Raw genomic sequence first — 16,555 nt, forward strand, 5'->3', positions numbered from 1 at the left:
TCTGCATGTCCTCACTTTCGCGTCCCAAACTGCCTCTCTCCGTCGCACTGCCACTCTTCGTGGCAGTCGCGATGTTCCTGGTGGCAGTCGGCACGACCCAGATCGGCATCATGGCTCTGCGGTCGAGCAACGAGACGGGCCTGCGCGATCAGGCGCTGGTCTTCCTCGATGCCGTCGCCGGCAATATTGCTGCCGAGATCAGAGAGGCCGATGCCCGGCAATCCGTGCAGCGGACCCTGGCGGCGTCGCTTGAGTTTCGCACCGCGCTTCTCGAAGAAAGCATCGCGGCACGCTGGACCGACACGTCGGGCGAAACGATCACGGTGGCGCTGGCCGAGAGCGATGGAGATCTGCTCGATCAGGCTTTGAACGAGGCGCAAGCCAACAGCCCTGGCGACGTCAGTCCGCGACTGGTTCCAGACAGATCCGTTCTTCTGGTTGCACGCAGCTACGGAATGGCCGAGGGGCGCCTCTATCTCGCCGCGACCTTTGACACGCAGCCGCTTGAGGCGGCCACGGATGCCGCGTCCAATGCGGCAATCGGGATCGACATCCTGGTGGCCATCATCGCTGCGGCTGCGGCTTATGTCGTAACACGGCGTTCGCTCAAGCCACTCGATCAGTTTATCGACCGGCTGGCCGATCCGGAGGGTTCCTCGACAAACGGGGCCGACTGGCGGCGCGGCAACGAATTGCGCCAGCTGGAAGCGGCTCTGGCGATGCGCGAGCAATCGGAAGCCCAGAGGGTCACCATCCTCGAACAAATGGCGCAGCAGGAACGCGACGGTCTTCTCGCGCGCATGGCAGCCAGCATCGCGCACGAGGTGCGCAATCCGCTGGCCGGGCTGAAGAACGGCATCTCCACGCTGAAGCGCTTTGGCGACCGCGAGGATGTGCGGAAGGAAACGCTGGCATTTCTGGAGAACGGGCTCGACAGCATCGGCCGGGTGGTCGACGTCACGCTCTCCACCTATCGCCGGCGCTCCGGATCCAGAATGATCACCGCTCAGGATATTCGCGACCTCGAGATCTTGATCGCTCCGGAAGCGGGACGAGCCGGCGTCGGGCTTGCCTGGATGTTCGAGGAGCCGACTGAGTTCCGGGTAGATGTCGATGCGCTCCGACAAATTCTGATCAATCTGATGCTGAATGCCGTTCGCGCATCACCGCCAGGATCCACCGTCACCGTTTCTCTCACCCGCAAGGATGCCCAGACGGTTGCGCTCAGCGTCGCCGACGAGGGACCGGGGATGCCGCCCGAGATCGTCGCCGCCATGATCTCGGGCCGTGTCAACGACATCCCCGTGGAGCGCAGCATCGGGATCTGGATCGTCGCCTCCCTGGTGGAGCGGATTGGAGCGGATTTGTCGATCCGCAGCGACAACACGGGAACGAATGTCCAGCTGACGTTGGCGACGGCGCAGCAGGGCGGAGCGGAGACATGACATGGTGACGGCAGGTCGCATACTGGTGGTCGAGGACGACGCGACGCTTGGCCAGTCGCTGCAACAAAGACTTACCCTGGAAGGCTTCACCGTCAGATGGGCGCGTTCGGCGGCAGAAGCCAATGCAGCGCTCAAGGCTGGGGCACCCGACATCATTCTCTCGGATATCCGGCTGCCGGATGGCGACGGCGAGACCATCATGCGCCGGCATTTCGAACGCTTCGGATTGGTCCCGGTCATCTTCATGACGGCCTATGGCGACATAGATCAGGCCGTTCGCCTGGTGCGGGACGGCGCGGTCGATTACGTCAGCAAACCTTTCGATCTCGATCAGCTTGTCGAGACCTTGCAGGGTATCAGCCGCCGCAAGAGCAGCGGGCCACAGGTTGGGGCGGCATTTTCCGGCAGCAGCGCGATGCGCAAGATCGGCGCGACACTTTTGCGGGCAGCCGAAATCGATCTGCCGGTCCTCGTCCTCGGCGAGACGGGAACCGGCAAGGAGGTCGCGGCCCGCTATGTCCATGAGGCCGGCCCGCGCAAGAACCTGCCGTTTGTCCCGGTCAACTGCGGCGCATTGCCTGCAGAGCTTGCGGACTCGCTGCTCTTCGGCCATGAGCGCGGTTCCTTTACCGGCGCTTCGGGCATGCATCGCGGCTTTTTCGAGGAGGCAGACGAAGGCACGCTTTTTCTGGACGAGATCGGCGATCTGTCGCCCGTGCTGCAGGTGAAGTTGCTGCGCGTTCTGGAAACGCGGGAATTCCGACGGCTGGGGGGAAGCGAGACACGCAAATTCGGAGCACGTCTCGTCTGCGCCACCAACAAGGATCTCGGCGCCATGGTGGCCGAGGGCCAGTTCCGCGAGGATCTCTGGTTTCGCATCAATGTCATCGCCTGCAAGCTGCCGCCGCTCAGAGAAAGACATGAAGAGCTGTCGTCACTGCTTGAGAGCTTCGCATCTGCCGCAGCATCAAGGCTTGGGCACGGCAGCATCGTCGTTGACGCGGCAGCACATGAAGCGACCAAGCGCCACCGCTGGCCCGGAAACATCCGCGAACTGATCAACCGCGTCGACCGCGCCGTTGCCATGGGTGACGGTCGTGTCCTGTCCGAGGCTGAACTTTTCCCCGAGGGACTAGCCCGGACGGATACCAAGTCAGGCGTCGTTCAAGACACGAATGCCACACTCGCCGACGTACGCGACGCCGCCGAGCGGGCTCACATCAAGGCGGCACTGGCTCGCGCCAATGGATCGCCCAAGGAGGCTGCCGAAGCGCTTGGGGTGTCGCGAACGACATTGTGGGAAAAGATGCGACGCCTGAACATCAGCCCCGACCACAACTGAGGCGTCTAGCCTTGGTCAGGCTCCCTGGCGGTCGGAGACACACTGCCGCTGCGTGGCAACGGCACTGTCCGATGCGCCGAGGGCGTCCTAAAACTCTGCAGAGGCGCCGACCCAGAGAGTGCGGCCGATGACCCAGGGATTGCCGTTGGATGACTTTGCGTTGCCAAGCTCGTTGAAGAGATTGACGACCTTGAAGTTCAGGGTCATTCCATGGTCGTCCACGGATGCGAACTTGTAAGAGCCGCTCAAATCGACGGTCAGCACGGCAGCGAAAGCCTTGTCATCCCAGATGTCATGCAGCACTCCATCAATGCTCTCGTTGTCGTCGGTGTCTTCGACGCCATCATATGCGAAGTTGTAGTTGGCAGCGAGACCAAGCGTCAGCCGCTCGTCGAAGAAACTGCCGGAGAGACCGACCTGGGCGCGCAGCGGAATGTCCATGTTGCCGGTGACGGCGTTGAATCCAGCCTGCGTGTAGGATGTCCCCTTGTATGAAATCCGTTTTTCCAGATCGTCTTCGTCGACGAAGTAGCTGTCGGCTGAGACATTTTTTTTTTGTCTGCCCAGGTGATCGAGGCTGCAAGAAGCGAGTTGTCCGCCGGGTTCCACGTGGCTGTCGGCAGTTCCTTCGCATATTCGGCCGTCAAGGAGTCATACGAGCCTTTGGCATTGTTGGTCAGCACATAGGACGTATTCGTGGGCGTACGCGAGGAATACTGATCACGAGAACTACGATGCAGATAACGAAAGCGCCATTCACCCTCGGTGAAAGGATCGGTAAAGTTGATCGCGGCAGTGAACTCATCCGTATATGGCGTCTTCAGATCCGCAGCATCAAGGGTGTAATAGGTTTGCGTCGGCGTCGTTGCGAAATCCCCGACGGCACCTGTGGAGCTCGGCTGCCTTGAGTAGGTCGTGACGCGTGGTTGCTGGTTCCGAATTGCGTAAGAAAGATTGGCAGCGTCGTAATACCGGTTGAAACCACCGGAAATGCTGAAATCCTCCATCGGCGTTACCGTCGCAACGAGGCGCGGAGATATGTTCAGGTTGCCCTGATAGTCGTCATAGTCGAAACGGATGCCGGGGCGGAGGTTCAGCCAGTCGAAGGTCTGGTCGAGCTCCAGATAGGCGTTTGCCTGCATGATCTGCGCATGGATATCGTACGCCTTGTGGACCGTCTTGCTATACGCAAACTGTTCGCCGTAGCACTCTTCCGTCGTGTTGCAGGTAAAGGTCGATATGTTCGCAGCCCTCAAGGCCGTATAGGCTTGAGCGACGTTGTAGGTGTAGCTGACATAGTCTTCTGCCCGCCATCGGTGAGCCTCAGTGTAGCCGAACTCGTAGCCGGTCCGGAAAGTACCATTCCCGATATCGCCGGCCAGAGCCTGGGACCAGGTGTAGCTTTCCTGCCCCTGACCGCGCTCCTTGCCCATTCCGCCTTCTCGGCAAGATGTGGTGGTGGTCGAGGTCGGATCGACGCGGCACCAGTCGAGCATGCTCGATTCGAAGACCTTGGTTCTTGTCCCCGAAATGGTGCGCCAGTAGGTCGAGATCCAGTTGCGGATCGTGTTATCGCCACCGAGGTTGAGCGCGTCGGATTTCGATGCCGTGATCTTGCTGGTCAGAGAAACGTTCGAAAGCGTTTCGCCACCGAGCGAAAAATCCTCGAACTCGTACAAGTTCTCCAGCTTGCCTGCATAGGTCCGGGTCGCAGTATCAATCTCAAGGACCCGGTAATCGTCTGACTCGAAATCCTGATAGTAGTCAGTGTGAATGCCTTCCAGCTTGAACAGGCCGAGATCCGTCTCTGCATTGGCCTGGAACCGGTAGAACTCGTTCTTGGATTCGGACTGCACGAGCTCGTCGCCGTAGATGTAGTTCTTCGCCTTGTTGGTCCAGGCATCCGTCACGCTGTACTGGCCGATGACAGCGATATTGTCCGTGATCGGACCGGTGACCGAGAAAGCCTTCTTCTTCTTGTAGAATTCCGGCTCACCTATGGCATTCGAATTGAGACCATCCTCTGTCGCGAGATTGTATTTGACGAGGTCATCACTCTCGTATTCCACCGAGGCCAATGCTCTCAGCCTGTCGGTTGCTGGCTGCATCAGTTCGTACTCGACAACGCCGCCCTGGAAGGCGCCGTAACGGGCCGACGCATTGCTGTCGATGACCGTTGCGGATTCAACAAAATCCGTGGGCACGAACACGGTCTGCGAATGCAAGCCGTAGATGCGATCTGCATTGTAGGCCGTATCCTCGTCAGACAGTTCACCGCGGTTGCCGGTGTTGTAAGGCTCCTCGGTCCCCGTGATCGTATTGATGCCGATGCCGTTCAGGATGAAGTTGTTCTCATAGGTTCGCCCACCCGAGATCGAGACTTCCTGCGGCTTGGTGTTGAGGATTGCCTGGCTCTCGACGCCGGCATTCTCGTTGGTATCGTTCTGGTATTGCACATTGGGCAGACCGCGCAGGAAGCTGTTGGCATCCCCGCTGCTCGTGCGAATTCCGACCTGGGTTGAATCCATCACGGTGGTCCCCGTATCCGCCGCGCTCTCGGTTCCGAGTTTCACGCCGCCGCCGGAGGACGACACTGTAATTTCCTCAAGAACGGTCGTGCCGGCAGCAGCGGCTTCGTCGATCGTGCCTTCGGCAACCAGCGATGCGGTGCGGGCGCCTGTCACGCGGATCTCGATGCCGGCACCGGCAGTGAGGGCGCGCAGTGCAACCAGCGGATCGGTTTCGCCGGCGACGGCCGCTGAGGTCCGGCCAGACACGAGGGCTGCGGCATAGCCGACCTGCCAGCCCGTCTGACGCGTGAAGGCCCTGAGGGCCGCATCGAGCGGCTGCGCAGGGATCGAGATCGCCCGGGGACCGTTCGTCGTCGGACTTGTCCCGGCATCCTGCGCTCGAACCTCAAATACACCGGCCGAAGCCGAAACCAGTGCCGTGGACACCATGAACATGGCAAGCCTGCGCTTGCCGACCGATACTCTACGCTCTGCCATCTTGATCCCGGGCCGGAAGCCCTTGTCACCCTGTTGTCACCCCGCCGCCGCGCGTCATGCGCGTCGGCTCTGATGGGGATGACGTGTCAGCCCGGCCGGTCTCACAAAAAAACTTGAGATTTTAGCGAATGAATAAGATGCCGCCCGGCAATCGCTCGATGCGCGCCCCTGCGGCGGTGGCCACGCTATCGAGTGCGGCATCTGCCTCGGCAATGCGGAAGCTGCCGCTGACGGGGGTTTCAAGGGCGGCGGCCGGCAGAGTGACGATGGTGAGATCCGTATGGCGTCCGATCTCGACGAGGGCGTCACGCAAGGGAATGGCGGAAAGCTGGATCCAGCCTTCGCGCCAGGCAAGCCGGCTTTCATCGTCTCCCTGAGGAAGGAATGCGATCCGTGTGCGATCGACGGCCGCCGTCTGACCTGGCGTCATGGCAACCGGGCTCGATTGCTCGCCATCGCGGGTCAAGACGACGCGACCGCTTTCCAGATGCACGACGTCTTCTGCATCTCCGCGCGCCACATCAAAAGCCGTGCCGGTCACTGTCACGGTGCCATAGGCGCCTGTCACGCTGAACGGCCGGATAGCGTCATGCGCCACCTCAAAATAGGCCTCACCCTCGAGAAGCCGCACGGCCCGCCTGCCATCTTCGAAATCGAGGCGGACTGCCGTCTGGCTGTTCATCTGCATGCGGGAGCCGTCGGGCAGATCGACCGCGACGATCTCGCCGGCAGCGGTCCGATAGTCGGCCTGCAAACCGAGGATCCAGTCGCTTCCAAGCAGCGGCACGACGATGGCGGCGGTGATCGAGGCTGCGAGCGCGAGCGACAGACGCGGAGAGCGCCGGGTGATAGCCGGCGAGTGTCTGATGGCCTCGACCGGCAGCAGCGATGCCGTCGCCGTCTGGGCGGAAGCCACAGTCAATGCGGGACATTCATAGAGCGCCAGCACCCGCGCCAAAGCCGCGCCCCGGTCCGCATCTTCGGCCAGCCAGGCATCGAGCGCATCCTGATCGACCTCCCCCGCCTGACGCTTCAACACCCATTCGAGCGCCTGGTCTATTATCGGGTCCGGATGCCGATAGCGCGCTTGATCCTCATTGTCAGTCACTGCGTGCATGACGGTCTTCCGCTGAAATGGTGCATGTTAATAGATGACGTTTCAAATCAGTTCTCCTCCCAAAAATTGCAGATTCGCGCCCGTGCACGCGGCTCATCGCTCCATCTTCTCCCGGATTTCCATGAGGACGGCCATGGCCATCTTCATGTCGTTGAACACGGTGTTTGGCGACACACCCAGCCTTCTGGCGATCTCGGGATAGGCAAGGCCTTCCAGCCGGTTGAGGCACCAGGCCGAACGGGCGCGCGGTGGAAGCGTCAGCAGCGCACGATTGAAGGCCTTGACCAGGTCGCGCTGGATGGCCTGATCTTCGATGCTCGGCTGGGGATCGGCGACAACGACGGTATCGGCCGCCTGGAATTCCCGCTCCTCATGCAGGGCCCGCACCTTGCGCCGGCGAAGATGATCGAGGGCGAGATTGCGAGCAGTCTGCCAGAGAAAGGCCTCGATATTGCCAGGCGTGCCCTGGTCGAGCGCCCGACGCGCTCTCAGATAGGCGTCGTGCGTCAACTCCTCGGCCTCGGCCGTGTCGCGCACGATCCGCAGGATCGCCCGGTAGAGCGACTGCCGCATGCCGAGAAACGCGTCGTCCAGCCTCTGCGTATCGCCGGTCATGACGATCCCTTGCCGAAGGACACGAGCGACGACGCCAGCCTCAGCCAAGCGCGCAATGGCTCCGCCCGGGCCGGCATGTCCGTCATTCGACCTCGCGTTCCGGCCTGGCGGCCGTGCCAAGCGGAAGCTTGGTGAGGACGGCGATATCTTCAGTGCGGAAGATATGGTTCGCATGGGCGACAAGCCTTTGCGCCGTGACCCGCTCGCCAAGGCCCTGCATGCGCCGCAGATAGCCCGCGTCACCGTAGCGGCGGTGGCTCAGAGCAAGGCGGCGCAGCCAGGTGTTGGGATCGGTCAGACGACTTTCTTCGGCAAAGGCGATGTCGGAGCGGATCTTCTCCACATCCGCCTGTCTGGCAATCTCCGGCATGCGATAGAGTACGGCAAATGCGGCTTGCGTCAGTTCCTCCGTGCGTTCCGGCGCGCAGTAAAAGGCGAGCGTGCCGAGAACACGATCCTGATCGGGATCGGCCTCCAGCTCGAATTCGAGGCTGTAGATGCCACCGAGAACATTGCGCAGTTCCTTCTTCAGGTTCTGCTGGGCAATCGGCGTCAGCGTTGAGATGACGAAGCTTGCCTCCGGCGTCCAGTCGAGCCCGGCGAAGAAGGAAATCTCGACACGTGCGCGATCGTCGGAGAAGACTTCGACCTGTGCCGCATGCCGCCCGGCCCTTTGCAGGGCGACCTCCGTCGTCATCGAGGCCGCACGTGGGACGGCGCCGATCACGGAGGCGAAGCTGTCGCGGATCTCAAAGCCGGGCTCGGGGCCGACGGCATACCAGGTCACCGGTTGGTGAAAGTGGGTGCGGGCGATGTGGCTCAACTCTTCCGCATCCACCTGCCTCAGGTCCTGCAACGTATCGACCGCACCTGCTTCGCCGTAAAGCAGTTCGGCGCGCCGTGCGGCAAGCTCATCCGGCCGTTGGTCTTTCATCTGCGCATGCAGGGCCTCGACGGCTTCCGGCCTTACGCCACCGAAAGCAATGATTGCGGCATAGGCCTCAAGGCGGGCCGGGAGATCGGCCGGGGCCGCAGCGATGCCAGCGTCGAGATCGCCTTCCTTGAGCGCGATGCTCCACTGCTGCGTCTGCTCCTTTGCCCAGAGATCGTGTTCGGACTGGCTCCAGAAGGTGAAGCCACTCTGATCAAAAAGCTGGACCGCCGCCTGGGAGGCCGAGCTTGGAAAAAGGCTGTTGAGGTATCCCGGGCGCGATTGGCCCGAGAGATAAACCTTGCCATCCGGCGTATCCCGCACCAGCCAGACCACCACGTCCCCGTTTGACAGCGTCCATTCGATGACATCGGGATTTCCGGAGCGGCGCTCAGCGGAGATGCGGCCCGATCTGGCCACCTGTCGATCGGCTGGCCATACGGGTGCGGCGGTCGCAATCTCAGGTTCTGGTGTCCGTGGCTGACGTGGCGGAAGGTCAGCCATGGCCGCCCAGCGCGCGCGTTCCGCTTCCACGGTGGCAACCGTCGGCAGCGTCACCGAAACGCCGCCCGGCACCTGGTAGAACAGGACCTGATCCTCGGCTGCCAGCATCTCCCGCAGGCGCTTATTGAGACCCTCGAACGTGATGCGATCGAGGAGAGCGGCCGTGCGGGTCGTGCGGGTTGCGGGATCATCGACGACCGAGCCGGTCAGAACCGCAGAGGCGATCCGGTCCTCCCATTCCGCATAGGTTCGGTTCTCGGCTGCTTTTCTGTTGTTCTCGTTGATGGCGCGGGCGCGCATCATCAGGCTTTCAAACCCGTCGCGCGCCACACCGTCACGCCGCAGCCGTTCGAGTGTTTCCATCAGCACAGGTATAGCTGCTGCGTGGTTGTCGGTGCGGGCGTTGAACGCGAGGATCAGCCGCTCCTCGGTCGTTTCCTGCGCCGCAAAGCCGAGGCTGTCATTGACCGTCGCATGATACGGTGCCTCCGCCTGCACGGCGTCGCGGATCAACCGCGTCAGGAAATACTGCTGCAGATAGGCGATCTGTCCCGCATCCGTCAGCCGGTTCGGCATGGGCAGCCGCAGGGCATAGGTTACCTGCGAGCTCGAGCCCTGCTCGTCCTGCACCAGGTTGACGTTGAGACCCTGCTTCAGGGGCAAAATACGGTAGTCGCGCTCCGGTGCGGGCAGCCTCGGTGCAGGACCGAAAGCCCTCTCAAGGGCATCACGTACTGCTTCCTTGTCAATGCGGCCGGAGACGATCAGCGTCATGTTGGAGGCGCGATAGAGGCTTTCATAAAAGCTGCGGATCTCCTCGATCGAGGTGCGCGATATGCCGGCATGGGTGCCGATTGTCGGCCGGTCGACGTAACGCGACCCCGTGCGCAGGGCGGCCTTCTTCAGGCGGCTCACCCGGTCGGCGACGCTTACCGTCTGGCGCAGTTCCTCGAGGATGACGAAGCGCTCCTTCTCCCAGTCCTCAGCCTCCAGTGCCGGCTTCATCACCAGATCGGCCATGAACTGCAGCGATCCCGCAAGATCAAGCGCATCATCCGGGCGGGTGCGCAGCATGAACTGTGTCTCCGCCTCCCGCGTCACCGCATTGATCTCGACGCCGGTTCGCCAGCCGAGCGCCTCGATCTCCTCGTGCATGGAGCGTCCGCGGGCCTCGTTCCTCTGGAAAACCATGTGTTCAAGGATATGGGCAATGCCGCTCGGCATCGGCTCGTCCACCGAACCGGCATGCACGATCAGGCGGATATTGAAGGGGTCCGCCTCCTTGCCGCTGTCATGGAGGAAGTAGCGCAGGCCGTTGTCGAGCGTCCCGGTCGCAATGCGCGGGTCCCAACCGGGGTCTTGTGCGGCCGAAGGGCCAGAAAGGCAAAACAGCGAGAGGACCGCAATGAAGATCAGGCGCATGTGAAGTTCCAAACAAGGGGGATCGGATCGTCGCAAGACGCGACCGCCTCCAAAAGATGAATGGACCTATCAACTATAACAATTGATCACAAGTGCTGTGTTCGGAGCTTCCCAAGGGGGCATTCAATGGAAACAGCGGAGCCCGCCCCTCTCCACAAGGGTCAGGGCTGATCTTGCGGCGGATTGGCCGAAGGAACGGACGTATTGCCTTCGGTGCGGTCGCGGTGCAGCGCTGCCCTTGCAAGCAGGATAAGGGTGACCGGGGTCGTCAGCGTGACGAAGACACCGATGAGGATCTCGTGCAGGACGGCGCGCGAGCCGACGACTGAGAAGTAGAGGATCGAGGCCAGCATGATTGCGCCCGTGCCCCAACTCGTGCCGAGGGTTGGCGCGTGGATCCGCTGATAGAAGGTTGGCAGGCGCAAAAGCCCGATGGCACCGAGCAGCGTCAGGCCCGAGCCGAGCAGAAGCAGCACGGAAACGCCGATGACGACCCAGAGCGGAAGATCGGCGACTGGCACGGTCATTCGATTACCTCACCGCGCATGAGGAATTTGGCCAGCGCCACGGTTGCCACGAAACCCAACAGGCTGATCACCAGGGCCGCCTCGAAATAGACCGTGCGGCCACTGCCGATCCCGAAGGTAACGAGCATCAGCATGGCGATCACATAACATGCATCGAGGGCGAGGATGCGGTCCTGGGCACGTGGGCCGATGAAGATGCGTACGGCCGCGATAATCAGGGCGAGCCCGAGCAGCACCTTGGCAATCGAGACGGCGGTGAAAAGAATGATGGCGCTCATTCGATAATCTCCAGCAACAGGCGTTCGTAGCGATGCTTGATGTTAGCGACCCATTGCTCCTCGTCGATCAGGTCGAGAACGTGGATCAGGACAGTCTTCCGGCGCTCGTCATAGGCGAGCCAGGCAGAGCCCGGCGTGCTGGTCAGGATGACGGCCATGATGGCAAGGGCGGTGGGGTGCTCGATTTCGAGCGGCACCGTGATGAAGCCCGATGTCTGTTTTCGGCGCTTGCCGCTGAGCATCAGCAGGGCGACGGCAGCATTCGAGCGGATGATGTCGACGAAGACGATCAGGAAGAGCTTGGGCAGCAGATACCACTTCTTTATCTTCGGCTTGTCGGGTCTGAGCGATGCCATGGCCCAACCGCCGAAGATCGCCACGACAGAACCAAGGACCAGATGTCCGAGGGTAAAGTCATTGAGCAGCAGCCACATTAGAAGCAGCGCCAGGCTGAGAAGTGGATGAGGGATCATGGCGCGCTTCCTCCCTCACCTGCTGTCGTGCCGGAAGAGCTTTGATCCTTCACCACATGGGCATTGCGCACAGCATCCACATAGGCGGACGGGTTGGAGAGTGTCCGGATCGTCGTGTCCATATAGGTCATCGCCGGTCCTGCCTTCACGGTCAGGCCGAGCGTGAGCGAGAGCAACAGCATCACGGGAACGAGTTCGACCACGAGTACCCGCGGCACAGCCCCTTCGATCGATCCCCAGAAGGTGCGTATGCCCGCACGGGTCATGGAGATCAGGGCCGCGACGCCTGAGAGAATGACCAGCACGATCAGGGTCCAGACGGCAAGATCGGGCGTCGTCCCGATCGAGCCCGTGCCCATCATGGCGGACAGCATGGCGAACTTGGCGATGAAGCCCGACAGCGGCGGCAGGCCGGCAAGCAAAATGCCGCAGGCCGCAAAGCAGATGCCGAGGATAGCCATGGTCCCGGGCATGGTCGTGCCCTCGCCGTCCTCTATGTCCGCCTCCTCGCCGTCGCCATAGGCCTCCATGGTGACGGCAAGGACGTTGGCGCCCGCATCCTGTCCGCGCTCCACCAGTTCGATCAGCATGAAAAAGGCGCTGATCGTCAGGGTGGAACTCACGAGATAAAGCAGGGCACCGGAGGAGACGACACCGTCATTGATGCCGAGCACCATCAAAAGCGTGCCGGAGGAAACGAGGACCGAATAGCCGGCGAGACGCCCCAGAGCCTGGGATGCGAGAACGCCGATGGTTCCGAAGACGAGCGTCGCCATGCCGCCGAGCAGCAGGACCTCCGCCCCGAAGCCGGCCGATGGACCATCACCGAACAGCAGCATGGTCAGGCGCAGGATGACGTAGATGCCGACCTTGCTGAGGATGGCGAACATGCCAGCCACCGGGGCTGAAGCCGCGCTGTAAGCGGACGGCAGCCAGAAACAGAGCGGCCACATGCCGACCTTGATCAGGAAGGCGACGCCGAGCACAGCAGCGCCAGCCTCCATCAGGATCAGGCGATCCGGCTCCATGTCCGGCATGCGCAGGGCAAGGTCGGCCATGTTCAGCGTGCCGGCGGTTCCATAGACAAGGCTGACCCCGATCAGGAAGAAGAGCGCTGCGACAAGGTTGACGGCGATGTAGTGGAGCCCGGACTTGACGCGCAGCGTGCCCGTGCCGTGCAACAGCAACCCATAGGAGGCGGCCAGCATGACTTCGAAGAAGACGAAGAGATTGAAGAGGTCCCCGGTCAGCAGCGCGCCGTTGACGCCAACCAGCAGAAGCTGGAACAGGGTGTGGAAATGGGCTCCGACGGCGTGCCACCTGGCCATGGAGAAGACCAGTGCGGCGATGGCGAGGACAGCGGTCAACAACAGCATCATCGCCGAAAGCCCGTCAATGACGAGCACGACGCCGAAGGGGGCCGCCCAATTTCCGAGCAGATAGACGTTTTCGAAACTGTTCGGTCCGCTCTCGACAATGAAGAGAACGAGGGCGTTCGCGAGCAGCAGAACCGTCGCCGTCAGGCTGACCAGCGCCTTGGTCGTCCTGTTGCGTTCGTCGATGAACAGTAGGATCGCTGCCGTCATCATCGGCAAGAGGATCGGCGTGACGATGAGATGGTGGCTCCAGTCGATCACGGCTTCTCGTTCCTCCCGTCGACATGGTCGTTGCCGGTCAGTCCGCGAGCGGCGAGCAGCACGACAAGGAAGAGAGCCGTGGTGGCAAAGCCGATGACGATGGCGGTCAGCACCAGGGCCTGGGGCACGGGGTCGCTCAGCGTCGTCGACACCACGCCGTTCTCCAGGATAGGCGGCATGTTGCTCTTCACCCCGCCAACGCCGAAGATGAAGAGGTTCACTGCGTAGGACAGCAGCGACAGTCCAATGATCACCTGATAGGTCCGCGGACGCAGGATGAGCCAGACACCACAGGTGGTCATCAGTCCGATGGCGAGCGACAGGATGAGTTCCATCAGCGCTTCTCCCCCTTGGCTTCAAGTGCCCTCAGGCGGTTGATGCGGATCGACTGGTGGGCAAGCGCCGTCAGGATCAGCACGGTCGCGCCGACCACCAGCGAAAAGACCCCGAGATCAAAGAGAAGCGCGGAGGCCGCCGGCACCTGGCCGATCAGGGGGATTTCCAGATAGCGGAAATGCGAGGTAAGGAAGGGATAACCGAGGAGCCATGCCCCGATCCCCGTTGCCGATGCAGTGAGGATGCCGGCTCCCATCCAGCGCAACGGCAGGATGCGGATGCGATCTTCCGCCCAGCGCGTGCCGCCCGCCAGATATTGCAGCAGGAAGGCGATCGACAGGGTGAGGCCGGCCGAGAAGCCGCCGCCGGGCATGTCGTGACCGCGCATGAAGAGATAGACGGAAAGCGTGATGATGACCGGAAACAGCCACTGCATCAGCACCGAAGGCACGAGCAGATAGTCGCGCATCATGTCGCCCGGCGACCGTTCCGGCTGGTCTGCATCGAAGCGGTTTTGGCGTACCTGCTGTTCCGGCAGTTCCATGCTGTCATCAGCCGGACGGAAACGGCGCAGCAGGCCATAGACGGTCAGGCCGACGATGCCGAGGACGGCGATTTCACCGAAGGTGTCGAAGGCGCGGAAGTCAACGAGGATGACGTTGACGACATTGCGTCCGCCGCCTTCCGTATAGGCGTTCTCAAGGAAGTAGGTGGCAATCGCATCCGGCACCGGCATGGTCATCACCGTGAAGGCAACGACCGACATGCCAATGCCGCAGGCGATCGCCAGTGAAAGATCGCGGAAACGCCGGAACCGGCTTTTCAGGGTCATGACCTCGCCTCGGTCGGGGCTGCGCTTCGGCAACCAGCGCAAGCCGAGAAGGATCAGGACCGTTGTGACGATCTCCACCAGCAACTGGGTGATCGCAAGGTCAGGCGCGGATAGCCAGACGAAGGTCATGCAGACGATCAGCCCCACCCCGCCGAGCATGATGAGGGCTGCGAGACGATGGTACTTGGCAGAAACCGCGGCGCCGATGGCGAGCGCCATGCCGACCAGCCAGAGAAGGCCAAAAGCCGGATCGATGGCGGAAAAGACGATCGGCCTGCGTTCGAAACCCGAGAAATAGAGTGGCAGGGCTGCAGCGACGAAGCCGCTGACCACGATCCAGCGGAGCTGCGGCTGCAGATTGCGGGTGCCGAGCCGGCTTTCCGCGAGACGCGCCCAGCGCCAAGAGACGGTAACCAGGACCCGTTCGAAAAGGCGCTGGCCACGCAGTCGACGGAGATAGGGCGGCCCATCCTCGCAACGTGACAGGTAGTCCCGCATCACCACATAAAGACCGATGCCGCCGAGAAGGGCGATCAAGCTCATGAGCAGCGGCACGTTAATGCCATGCCAGACGCTGAGGCTGTATTCCGGGGTCTGGTCACCGAGCACACTCTCAACGGCCGTCTGCAGGAACGGGCCGATGGAAATCGCGGGCACGATGCCGACGATGAGGCAGACCACCACGAGGATCTCGATGGGAACGCGCATCCAGCGCGGCGGCTCATGCGGGGTCTTTATGGGCAGGTCCTTCGGCAGTGGGCCGAAGAAGACCGTGTGGATGAAGCGGAGCGAGTAGACGACGCTGAAGAGGCCGGCCAGCGTTGCGACATAGGGCAGGCTCACATCGAGCCAGGAATCCGCATGGGTTTCGACAGCTTCGGCAAAAAACATTTCCTTCGACAGGAAGCCATTGAGCAGGGGCACGCCGGCCATGGCGGCACTGGCGACCATGGCGAGCGTGGCCGTTGCCGGCATGAAGCGATAGAGGCCGCTCAGCCGCTGCATGTCACGCGTGCCCGTCTCGTGATCGATGATCCCGGCTGCCATGAAGAGGGAGGCCTTGAAGGTTGCGTGGTTGAGCATGTGGAAGATCGCCGCCACCGTCGACAACGGACTTCCGAGGCTGAGGAGCGTCGTAATCAGGCCGAGATGGCTGATCGTCGAATAGGCGAGCAAACCCTTGAGATCACGCTGGAACATCGCCAGGAAGGCGCCGAGCAGCATGGTCGAGATGCCTGCAAGGCCGACGAGAATGAACCATTCATAGGTCCCTGACAGCACCGGCCAGAAGCGCACCAGCAGGAAGACACCCGCCTTCACCATGGTCGCGGAATGCAGGAAGGCGGAGACCGGCGTCGGGGCTGCCATCGCATTGGGCAGCCAGAAATGGAACGGGAACTGGGCGCTCTTGGTCAAGGCACCGAGCAGGATGAAGATCAGCGTCGGCAGATAGAGCGGATGTTCGCGCACCAGCTGGCCTGAAGCCAGGATCTTGTCGAGATCGTAGCTGCCGACGATCTTGCCGAGGAGGAGCATGCCGATCAGCAGGCAGAAACCGCCGATACCGGTGATCGTCAGTGCCATGCGCGCACCGTCGCGGGCTGCGGCATTCGTGTGCCAGTAACTGATCAGCAGGAAGGAGAAGATGCTGGTCAGTTCCCAGAAGATCGAGAGCAGGATGACATTGCCCGAGACGATGATGCCAAGCATCGCCCCCATGAAGGCCAGCAGGAAGGAGAAGAAGCGCGGGATGGGGTCATCCTTGCCCATGTAGTAGCGGGCATAGAGGATGACGAGAAAGCCGATCGACGTGACCAGCATGGAGAAGATCCAGGCGAAGCCATCAAGCCGCAGGGAGAAATTTAGCCCGACTTGCGGCAGCCACTCGGCCGTGAACCGCAGAACGCCGTTCTGCATCACGAACGGGTAGGCCGAAGCCGTCAGGATCAGGGTCAGGAGCGTCGTTGCCCCTGCAACGAAGACCGGAAGATCACGGGACGTCGTGTTGAGGATGAAAGCCGAGCCAAGACTGCCGAGGAACGGAAGAACCAGCAGCAGAAGCAAAAGACTCGAAGCGTCCAGCGTTAT

Annotated in this window: 13 protein-coding genes; 2 read left to right on the forward strand and 11 right to left on the reverse strand. The window is 61.8% G+C overall.

All coding sequences use genetic code 11. The annotated features are described in order from the left end of the window. Positions 1 to 5: 5 nt before the first annotated feature. The gene (locus tag BSY240_RS09860; protein WP_069042190.1) at positions 6 to 1,445 is read left to right on the forward strand and encodes a sensor histidine kinase; all 1,440 of its coding nucleotides are present in this window, start codon (positions 6 to 8) and stop codon (positions 1,443 to 1,445) included. A gap of 1 nt (position 1,446) precedes the next feature. Further along, positions 1,447 to 2,787, forward strand: coding sequence for a sigma-54-dependent transcriptional regulator (locus BSY240_RS09865; RefSeq protein ID WP_069042191.1), 1,341 nt, complete (start codon positions 1,447 to 1,449; stop codon positions 2,785 to 2,787). An 87-nt stretch (positions 2,788 to 2,874) separates the two neighbouring features. Here BSY240_RS09865 and BSY240_RS09870 read toward each other — a convergent pair whose 3' ends face one another. The 11 genes from BSY240_RS09870 to BSY240_RS09920 all read right to left on the reverse strand — a co-directional run bounded on the left by BSY240_RS09870 (position 2,875) and on the right by BSY240_RS09920 (position 16,555). Continuing rightward, complete coding sequence (locus BSY240_RS09870) at positions 2,875 to 3,228, reverse strand: TonB-dependent receptor (RefSeq protein WP_069042192.1); 354 nt, start codon at positions 3,226 to 3,228, stop codon at positions 2,875 to 2,877. Next, the gene (locus tag BSY240_RS09875) at positions 3,168 to 5,795 is read right to left on the reverse strand and encodes a TonB-dependent receptor (RefSeq protein ID WP_069042193.1); all 2,628 of its coding nucleotides are present in this window, start codon (positions 5,793 to 5,795) and stop codon (positions 3,168 to 3,170) included. The genes BSY240_RS09870 and BSY240_RS09875 overlap by 61 nt, the downstream gene beginning before the upstream one ends. Before the next feature lie 121 nt (positions 5,796 to 5,916). Beyond that, positions 5,917 to 6,912: a FecR family protein gene (locus BSY240_RS09880; protein WP_069042194.1), complete on the reverse strand. Its 996-nt coding sequence runs from the start codon at positions 6,910 to 6,912 to the stop codon at positions 5,917 to 5,919. A gap of 93 nt (positions 6,913 to 7,005) precedes the next feature. After that, entirely contained in the window at positions 7,006 to 7,527 is a 522-nt protein-coding gene (locus BSY240_RS09885; protein ID WP_054150747.1) for an RNA polymerase sigma factor, read from the reverse strand. 82 nt (positions 7,528 to 7,609) lie between these two features. After that, a complete protein-coding gene (locus BSY240_RS09890) occupies positions 7,610 to 10,384 on the reverse strand; it encodes a M16 family metallopeptidase (RefSeq protein ID WP_069042195.1) in 2,775 nt (924 codons plus the stop codon). A gap of 161 nt (positions 10,385 to 10,545) precedes the next feature. Then, positions 10,546 to 10,911 carry a monovalent cation/H(+) antiporter subunit G gene (gene mnhG, locus BSY240_RS09895; RefSeq protein WP_069042196.1) on the reverse strand — a complete coding sequence of 122 codons (366 nt, stop codon included), beginning with the start codon at positions 10,909 to 10,911 and terminating at the stop codon, positions 10,546 to 10,548. After that, entirely contained in the window at positions 10,908 to 11,189 is a 282-nt protein-coding gene (locus tag BSY240_RS09900; RefSeq protein ID WP_054150750.1) for a K+/H+ antiporter subunit F, read from the reverse strand. The genes mnhG and BSY240_RS09900 overlap by 4 nt, the downstream gene beginning before the upstream one ends. After that, a complete protein-coding gene (locus tag BSY240_RS09905) occupies positions 11,186 to 11,662 on the reverse strand; it encodes a Na+/H+ antiporter subunit E (RefSeq protein WP_054150751.1) in 477 nt (158 codons plus the stop codon). The genes BSY240_RS09900 and BSY240_RS09905 overlap by 4 nt, the downstream gene beginning before the upstream one ends. Continuing rightward, on the reverse strand, positions 11,659 to 13,299 hold the full coding sequence (locus BSY240_RS09910; RefSeq protein WP_083229612.1) for a monovalent cation/H+ antiporter subunit D: 1,641 nt from the start codon (positions 13,297 to 13,299) through the stop codon (positions 11,659 to 11,661). Before BSY240_RS09910 ends, BSY240_RS09905 begins: the two co-directional genes overlap by 4 nt. After that, positions 13,296 to 13,634, reverse strand: coding sequence for a Na+/H+ antiporter subunit C (locus tag BSY240_RS09915; RefSeq protein ID WP_054150753.1), 339 nt, complete (start codon positions 13,632 to 13,634; stop codon positions 13,296 to 13,298). Before BSY240_RS09915 ends, BSY240_RS09910 begins: the two co-directional genes overlap by 4 nt. Next, the gene (locus BSY240_RS09920; protein WP_335622543.1) at positions 13,634 to 16,555 is read right to left on the reverse strand and encodes a monovalent cation/H+ antiporter subunit A; all 2,922 of its coding nucleotides are present in this window, start codon (positions 16,553 to 16,555) and stop codon (positions 13,634 to 13,636) included. Before BSY240_RS09920 ends, BSY240_RS09915 begins: the two co-directional genes overlap by 1 nt.

The organism is Agrobacterium sp. RAC06, assembly GCF_001713475.1.
In the GTDB taxonomy this organism is placed as follows: Bacteria; Pseudomonadota; Alphaproteobacteria; order Rhizobiales; family Rhizobiaceae; genus Allorhizobium.